This window comes from Cupriavidus sp. 01L46 (genome assembly GCF_056399905.1).
On sequence record NZ_JBFTSF010000404.1, the window covers coordinates 1 to 7,232 of the forward strand.

The 7,232-nt window shown below is 66.9% G+C and carries 9 protein-coding genes; 5 read left to right on the plus strand and 4 right to left on the minus strand.

The features are described 5' to 3' along the window. The coding region (locus AC1DS3_RS35425; RefSeq protein ID WP_477129018.1) for a response regulator transcription factor at positions 1-377 on the minus strand (377 nt) is incomplete at its 3' end. A gap of 226 nt (positions 378-603) precedes the next feature. On the opposite strand from AC1DS3_RS35425, the gene msrB reads away from it, so the two are divergent. From msrB to AC1DS3_RS35445, 4 genes are all read left to right on the plus strand, one after another. Continuing rightward, on the plus strand, positions 604-1,125 hold the full coding sequence (gene msrB, locus AC1DS3_RS35430) for a peptide-methionine (R)-S-oxide reductase MsrB (protein ID WP_441636371.1): 522 nt from the start codon (positions 604-606) through the stop codon (positions 1,123-1,125). 69 nt (positions 1,126-1,194) lie between these two features. After that, positions 1,195-2,979 (plus strand): cytochrome c biogenesis protein DipZ, encoded by a 1,785-nt coding sequence (locus AC1DS3_RS35435; protein WP_441636373.1) that lies wholly within the window; start codon positions 1,195-1,197, stop codon positions 2,977-2,979. Positions 2,980-3,045: 66 nt separating this feature from the next. Continuing rightward, entirely contained in the window at positions 3,046-3,786 is a 741-nt protein-coding gene (msrA, locus tag AC1DS3_RS35440; RefSeq protein WP_477129019.1) for a peptide-methionine (S)-S-oxide reductase MsrA, read from the plus strand. A gap of 81 nt (positions 3,787-3,867) precedes the next feature. Then, positions 3,868-4,368, plus strand: coding sequence for a GAF domain-containing protein (locus AC1DS3_RS35445; RefSeq protein WP_441636376.1), 501 nt, complete (start codon positions 3,868-3,870; stop codon positions 4,366-4,368). A gap of 14 nt (positions 4,369-4,382) precedes the next feature. Here the strand turns inward: AC1DS3_RS35445 and AC1DS3_RS35450 are convergent, their stop codons facing one another. Next, positions 4,383-4,613 (minus strand): hypothetical protein, encoded by a 231-nt coding sequence (locus AC1DS3_RS35450; protein ID WP_477129020.1) that lies wholly within the window; start codon positions 4,611-4,613, stop codon positions 4,383-4,385. Positions 4,614-4,662: 49 nt separating this feature from the next. On the opposite strand from AC1DS3_RS35450, the gene AC1DS3_RS35455 reads away from it, so the two are divergent. Continuing rightward, positions 4,663-5,841: an MFS transporter gene (locus AC1DS3_RS35455; RefSeq protein WP_441636380.1), complete on the plus strand. Its 1,179-nt coding sequence runs from the start codon at positions 4,663-4,665 to the stop codon at positions 5,839-5,841. 57 nt (positions 5,842-5,898) lie between these two features. On the opposite strand, the gene AC1DS3_RS35460 is transcribed toward AC1DS3_RS35455, so the two are convergent. Both AC1DS3_RS35460 and AC1DS3_RS35465 read right to left on the minus strand, forming a co-directional pair. Beyond that, positions 5,899-6,453, minus strand: a complete 555-nt coding sequence (locus tag AC1DS3_RS35460) for a MarR family winged helix-turn-helix transcriptional regulator (protein WP_477129021.1) — start codon at positions 6,451-6,453, stop codon at positions 5,899-5,901. 96 nt (positions 6,454-6,549) lie between these two features. Then, positions 6,550-7,029 (minus strand): VOC family protein, encoded by a 480-nt coding sequence (locus tag AC1DS3_RS35465; protein ID WP_441636384.1) that lies wholly within the window; start codon positions 7,027-7,029, stop codon positions 6,550-6,552. Positions 7,030-7,232: the final 203 nt, after the last annotated feature.

Genomic DNA, 7,232 nt, shown 5'->3' on the forward strand with positions numbered 1-7,232 from the left:
ATGGCATCCACGCGCCGCAGCAGCGCCTTCACGCGGGCCACCAGTTCGAGCACCGAGAATGGCTTGGCCAGGTAGTCGTCGGCGCCAAGTTCCAGGCCAAGGATGCGGTGGACTTCGCTGGAGCGCGCGCTGGTGATGATGATCGGCGTATAGCGCGTCATGGCGCGGGCGCGCCGGCAGATCTCCAGCCCGTCCACGCCGGGCAGCATCAGGTCGAGGATGAGCGCGTCCCAGTTGCCCTGCGCCAGCAGCCGCAGGCCTTCGTTGCCGTCGGCGCTGTGCACGACTTCATAGCGCTCGTCGCGCAGGTGCAGGCTCAGTACGTTGGCGATGTCGACGTCGTCTTCGACGATCAGGATGCGCTTGGGGTGATCCATGTTCAGCCTAGAGGCGCGAGCCGGCTCGCGCGTGACAGGGGAGGCGCAGGAAATGCGCCGGCCTGGCTATTGTGCAAAATTTTGAGGCGGCGAGTTATCACATTTAATTTAACCTTTGGTGAGGACTCCGGGATGGTGCCAGCCATACGATGCGGCCAACGATCCATGGCAGCGATCGACGGCAAGTCGGTCGCCGCGATCGATACATTGAGGCAAGGAGCACATCATGGGAAGCAGAAGGCGCTTTTTGGTATCGGGCAGTGCCGCCGTGGCGGCGCTTGCGGCCGTTAGCGGCTGGCGCGCGCTGGCCGCCGGCACGGCAAACGCAGCGAACGCGGGCAAGGCCGCCGAAACCTTCGAGGTAGTGCACTCCGACGCCCAATGGCGCCAGATGCTCAGCGCAAACCAGTACAACGTGCTGCGCCAGGAAGGCACGGAGCGGCCCTACAGCAGCCCGCTGAACGATGAGCATCGCGCCGGCATCTTCGCCTGCGCGGGATGCCAGCTTGACCTGTTCTCGTCGCGCACCAAGTTCGACAGCCGCACCGGCTGGCCCAGCTTCTGGGCGCCGCTGGAGAACGCCGTGCGCACGAACGAGGACCGCTCCTTCGGCATATCGCGCACGGAGGTGCATTGCCGGCGCTGCGGCGGCCACCTGGGCCATGTGTTCGACGACGGCCCCAAGCCGACCGGGCTGCGCTACTGCATGAACGGCGTGGCGATGACGTTCAAGCCGCAAGCCGCCTGAGCCCGCGCGGGCCTCCAACGCCGGCAATACGCCAACAACACGCCAACAACAACCAGACTGAAGCATTCCATGTTCCTTCTTATCCTCGCCTACCTTGGTGGCGCACTCACCATCCTCAGCCCGTGCATCCTGCCCGTGCTGCCCTTCGTGTTCTCGCGGGCCGACCAGCCCTTTGTGCGCAGCGGCCTGCCGCTGCTGGCCGGCATGGCGCTGACCTTCGCGGCAGTGGCAACGCTGGCGGCGGTTGGCGGCGGCTGGGTGACCCAGGCCAACCAGTACGGACGCTGGCTGGCCATTGCCTTGCTGGCCGTGTTCGGCCTGACGCTGCTGCTGCCGCGCCTGGCCGAGCGGCTGATGCATCCGCTGGTCAGCGCGGGCAGCCGGCTCTCCGCGTTTGCGCAGGCCGATGGCGGGCAGGTCCGGCCCGGCTCGTCGTTCCTGCTCGGCATTGCCACCGGCCTGCTGTGGGCGCCTTGCGCTGGCCCGATCCTCGGCCTTGTGCTGACCGGTGCGGCGCTGCGTGGCGCCAGCGTCGGCACCACGCTGCTGCTGGTCGCCTATGCGGCCGGCGCGGCCACGTCGCTGGCGGTGGCCTTGCTGATCGGTGGCCGGGTCTTTACCGCGATGAAGCGCTCGCTGGGCGCGGGGGAATGGGTCCGGCGCGGCATCGGCGCGGCCATGTTGCTCGGCGTGGCTGCCATCGGGCTGGGGCTGGACACCGGTGTGCTGGCCCGCGTATCGACCGTGGCCACGGGCGGCATCGAGCAACAGCTGGTCGACAAGCTCTCCGCTAAACAGGCGGAAACCGGCAACGGCGCGATGATGCGCGCAACCAGCCTCAAGACCAGCGAAAGCGCCGCCGCGGCGCTGCCCGTGGAAGGCCAGTTGCCCGGGCTGGGCGGCGCCGTGGAGTGGCTGAACTCGCCGCCGCTCACGGCCGAGGCGCTGCGCGGCAAGGTGGTGCTGGTCGATTTCTGGACCTACTCGTGCATCAACTGCCTGCGCACCCTGCCCTATGTGAAGGCCTGGGCGCAGAAGTACCGCGACCAGGGGCTGGTGGTGATCGGCGTGCATGCGCCGGAATTTGCCTTCGAGCGCAACCTCGACAACGTGAAGAAGGCCACGCGCGACCTCGGCATCGACTATCCCGTAGCGGTCGACAACAACTATGCGATCTGGCGCGCCTTCAACAACCAGTACTGGCCGGCGCACTATTTCATCGACGCGCGGGGGCAGATCCGCTTTCACCACTTCGGCGAGGGCGAGTACGCGAAATCCGAGCAGGTGATCCAGCAACTGCTGGCGGAGGCGGGCCATGCCGATGCGGCGAAGGTGGCGCTCGGCATCAGCCATGCCGATGCACAAAGCGTGCAAGGCGTGCAGATGGCTGCCGACAAGGCGGAGATCCAGTCCGGCGAGACTTATCTTGGCTATGAGCGGGCAGAGAACTTCGCCTCTCCCGGCGGCGAGGTGCAAGACAAGGCGCACACTTATACCGCGCCCGTCAGCCCCGCGCTCAACGACTGGGGCCTGGCCGGCACCTGGCAGGTGGGTGCGGAGCACGCCACGCTGGCCGGCCCCTCCGGGCGGATCGTCTACCGCTTTCACGCGCGCGACCTGCATCTGGTGCTGGGGCCGGGCAAGGATGGCAAGCCGGTGCGGTTCCGGGTAAGCGTGGACGGCGCCGCGCCAGGCGGCGCGCGCGGTACCGATGTGGCGGCGGATGGCAGCGGCACGGTGACCGGGCAGCGGCTGTACCAGCTGGTGCGGCAGACGGGCAAGGTGACCGACCGCACGTTTGCGATCGAATTCCTGGACCCCGGCGTGGAGGCCTATGCCTTTACCTTCGGCTGATGCGCACGCAAGCCGCCATATTCCACGCATTGATCACGACACAGCAACGTTCAAGGACAGGCAATCATGACCACGCAAACTTCAACCGGTTTCTCCTGGTGGACGCGCTCGTCCGCCGCGAAAGTCGCGGGCCTCGTCATGCTGGCGGCGGGCCTGCTGGCCTGGCAGCGCGTGGCCAACTCGGCAGAAGACGCCGTCAAGATCCCGCCGCCCGCGCTCGATGAAAAAGCCAGCGCGGCGCCAACGGAAACGGCCGTGTTCGCCGGCGGCTGCTTCTGGGGCGTGCAAGGCGTGTTCCAGCACGTGCGCGGCGTGAAGCAGGTCACGTCCGGCTATGCCGGCGGCGCGGCCAGCACTGCCCGGTACGAGACCGTCAGCGGCGGCGGCACCGGACACGCGGAATCGGTGCAGGTCAYGTTCGACCCGGCGCAGATCAGCTACGGCCGCCTGCTGCAGATCTTCTTCTCGGTCGCGCACAACCCAACCCAGCTCAACTTCCAGGGCCCGGACCACGGCACGCAGTACCGCTCGGCGGTATTCCCGCTCAACGCGGAGCAACGCAGCGTGGCGCAGGCCTATATCGCGCAACTGGGCAAGGCCAACGCGTTCAAGGCGCCCATCGTTACCCGCATCGAGGACTACAAGGCCTTCTACCCGGCGGAGAGCTATCACCAGAATTTCCTGACCCTCCATCCTTCGCACCCATACATCGTCATCAACGACATGCCCAAGATCGGCTACCTGAAGCAGATGTTCCCCGACCTGTATCGCAACGACCCGGTGCTGCTGAAGGTGGCGGGCTCGTGATCGCCGCGCGCGCACAGGTTTCGGTTTGGGATTAGGATCTCGGCTTCGAACCCGCAATGACAAGCCCACCGGACCCGCACCATGTTTCAGCTATCCAGCGACACCGCCCCGCTCTCCAAGGCCGCGCAATATGAAGAGCTGGCCGCCCAGGCGCGCTCCCTGCTGGCGGACGAGACCGACCGCATCGCCAACGCCGCCAACTTCTCGGCGCTGGTTTACCACGCGCTGAAGGATCTCAACTGGGCGGGCTTCTACTTCTACGACGGCACCGAACTGGTGGTGGGGCCATTCCAGGGCAAGCCCGCCTGCGTGCGGATCGGCCTGGGCAAGGGCGTCTGCGGCACTGCGGCGCAAACCCGCAGCACGCAGGTCGTGCGGGACGTGCATGCGTTTCCCGGCCATATCGCCTGCGACGCGGCCTCCGAGTCGGAAATCGTCGTGCCGCTGATCGCCGCTGACGACACGCTTATTGGCGTGTGGGACGTGGACAGCCCCGTGATTGCCCGCTTCGATGACGAAGACGCGGCGGGCATGGAAGCGCTGTGCCGGGTGTTTGTGGAGATGGGCTGGACGCAGCCCTAGGCAATGGATTGCGCTTAACCCGGTGCGGCCGGTGGTGCTGCCGGTGGTGCGGCCGGTACGAGCCCATAGCGGGACATGACCGCAAGCAGCGCCGCGCGGTCGGGTGGCGCGCCGGCATTGACGACATCAGCGACGTCGCGGAAGTACTGGGCCCCGATGTCCGGCGTGAGAACAACCAGTGCGCGAGCCGCGTCGCCGTGCGGGTTGCTGAACTGATGCACCGATCCGCGCGGGGTATGCAGCATTCCCCCGGCCTATCGCAGAGCTATCTTTCCAAGCCATCCGCCTTTACCCGTGACCGCCCCCGCCCGAGCCTCCCGGAACGCCATCGCGTCGTTCTATCTCTACTACGTCGCGCTGTACGCCCCGGTTGCGATCACCATCAGCTTCTTCCCCCTCTGGATCCGCGCCCAGGGCCTGAGCGAGCAGCAGACCGGGATGGTGCTGGCGCTGGGCGCCGCGCTGGCGGTGCTGGTCAATCCGGCCGTGGGCGCCATGGCGGACCAGTACCGCAGCCGCAAGGTGATCCTGCTCGCGCTGGTGGCCGGCTCCGCGCTGAGCGCCGGGCTGTTGCTCAGCGCCCAGGGCTTCATCGGCGTGCTGCTGGTCTTCCTGGCCATCAAGGCCTGCTCGGCGGGCCTGATACCGCTGAGCGAATCCATGGCGCTGGCCGGCATGCCGCGCTATGGCTTTGACTTTGGCCGCTTGCGCAGCGCGGGGTCGATGTCGGTGGTGGCCATGTCGATCGTGCTTGGCTGGCTGGTGGATCGCGCGGGAACCGAGGTGATCGCGATCGTGTTCGTGGTGGCGTACCTGGCGCAGGGCCTGCTGGCGCTGGCGCTGCCCAACGACACGGCGGCGGCGCGCCATGCGGTGAAGGCGCCGTTGCTGCAGGTGCTGCAGTTGCCCGGCTTCTCGCTGTTTTTGGCCAGCGCCGCGATGTCGCAGGCGTGCCATGGCTTCTTCTACAGCTACAGCGCGCTGTACTGGAAGAGCGTGGGGTTCCCGGCATCAACCATCGGCTACCTGTGGGCGCTGGGCGTGATCGCGGAGATCACGGCGTTCACCTTCGGCTCGCGGCTGCTGGCGCGGGTGTCGGCACCGGCGCTGATCGCGCTGGCCTGCGCGGCGGGCATCCTGCGCTGGTCGATGATCGGCCTGGCCGAGAGCACCGGGGTGGCCATGCTGGCGCAACTGCTGCAGGGCGCCACGCTAGGCTTCACACAACTGGGCGCGGCGCAGTACATCCGCACCCGGGTGCCGGCGCAGGTCATCTCCAGCGGCACGGGCCTCTACTCGGCCTGTGCCGGCTTGCTGACCGCGGCCTGCGTGTTCCTGGGCAGCTATCTGTTTGCCAGCGTGGGCGGCCGCGCCTTCTTGCTCACGGCCGCGCTTTGCGGCGCGGGCCTTGCGGCCGCGCTTGCCCTGCAGGCGCATGAGGCGCGCCAGGCGCGCATGCTGGGCGCGGGTTAAGACGGTTTGTTAAGGCGGTTGGTTAAGGCGGTTGGTTAAGGCGGTTGGTTACCGGCCCTATTTGATGCCGCGCCAGACCTTGRCCAGGATCGTCTGCAGCGTCTGGCAATCCTCGTCGCTCAACTCGCGGGTGAGTTGGGCGCAGGAGCGCCAGAAGGACGGCAGCGCCTGGTCGAGCATCTCGCGGCCCTTGTCGGTCAGCACCAGCTCCAGGCTGCGCCGGTCGTCCTTGCGATGCTCCCGCGCGAGCAGCTCGCGCGTCTCCAGCCAGTCCAGCAGCCCGGTTGCCGAGGAGCGGGTCACGCCGCAGTAATCGGCAATGACCGACGGCGTCAGCGGGCCAAGGTCCAGCATGCCACGCTCGTCCAGTGAGAACAGGATCAGCACGTGCAGCTTGTTCTCGGTGATGCCGTGCTCGCGCAGCCCGGCGTTGACCCCACTCATGACGTCATCGCTGAGCCACAGCAGCATCAGCCCGGCCGCAGCCTTCTTGCGGCTGGTGCCACGCTCCGCGGTGGCGGCGAGCAGCTTCAGGTGCGGCGCGATGGCTTGCTGTGCGCTGGCGGACCCGGCAGGTTCAGTGGGTTCGGTGGGTTCGGTCTTGCTGGTCATCGGGTTGGGTGCTGGCTTCGGCCACCTGCTAGGGCTACCTGCTACGGCTGGCATATAGTGCGCTTATCGTATCAGACTTGCCGTGCCGCATGAGCCTCAGCTTTGCGTCGCCGGTGTGGCGCCAGCGGCGGCGCGTTGATCGGCAAACAGCCGGTCGCTGCGCTTGCAGCGGCAGCGGCCGATCTGGTGCAGCTCGATCATGTTGCCGGCCGGGTCGTGCATGAATAGCTGCTTCAGCTCGGGCGCCGCGACGTTTTCCTGCTTCCAGAAATCCACGCCCAGGCGCAGCAGCTCCGCCTCCGTGGCAAGGATATCGCGCACGGCCAGCGCCACGTGATTGCCGACCGGATCGCGGCCGGGGCCTTGCGCATAGGGCGAGACGCCATCGCTGCCCAGCAGGTGGATCTGGCAATCGTTGCCCATGTCGAGGAAATAGCCGGGCACGCCCGGAATGTTCCAGCGACCGGTGTCGGTATCGAGGCCCAGTACGTCGCCGTAAAAGGCGCCCATGGCTTCGACCTTGTCGAGAGGCATGCGCACTGCGTGATGGTGAAGTTCGAGAATTTCGATAGCCATGTCTGGCTCCTATCCTTTGGATGTGAGGTGGCGTGACGCGGCGCTGCCAGGCTGGATGCGATCAGTCCGGTGCGTCGCCACCCACATATAATACGTCATGCGTACTATCTGTCAAGCAAACCAAATTGAGGACATGGCATGGTATGGCTGCACGCGTCGGTGCGCTCGCCGTTGGCGGCGGCGCTGATGGAGGTGAGCCTGCC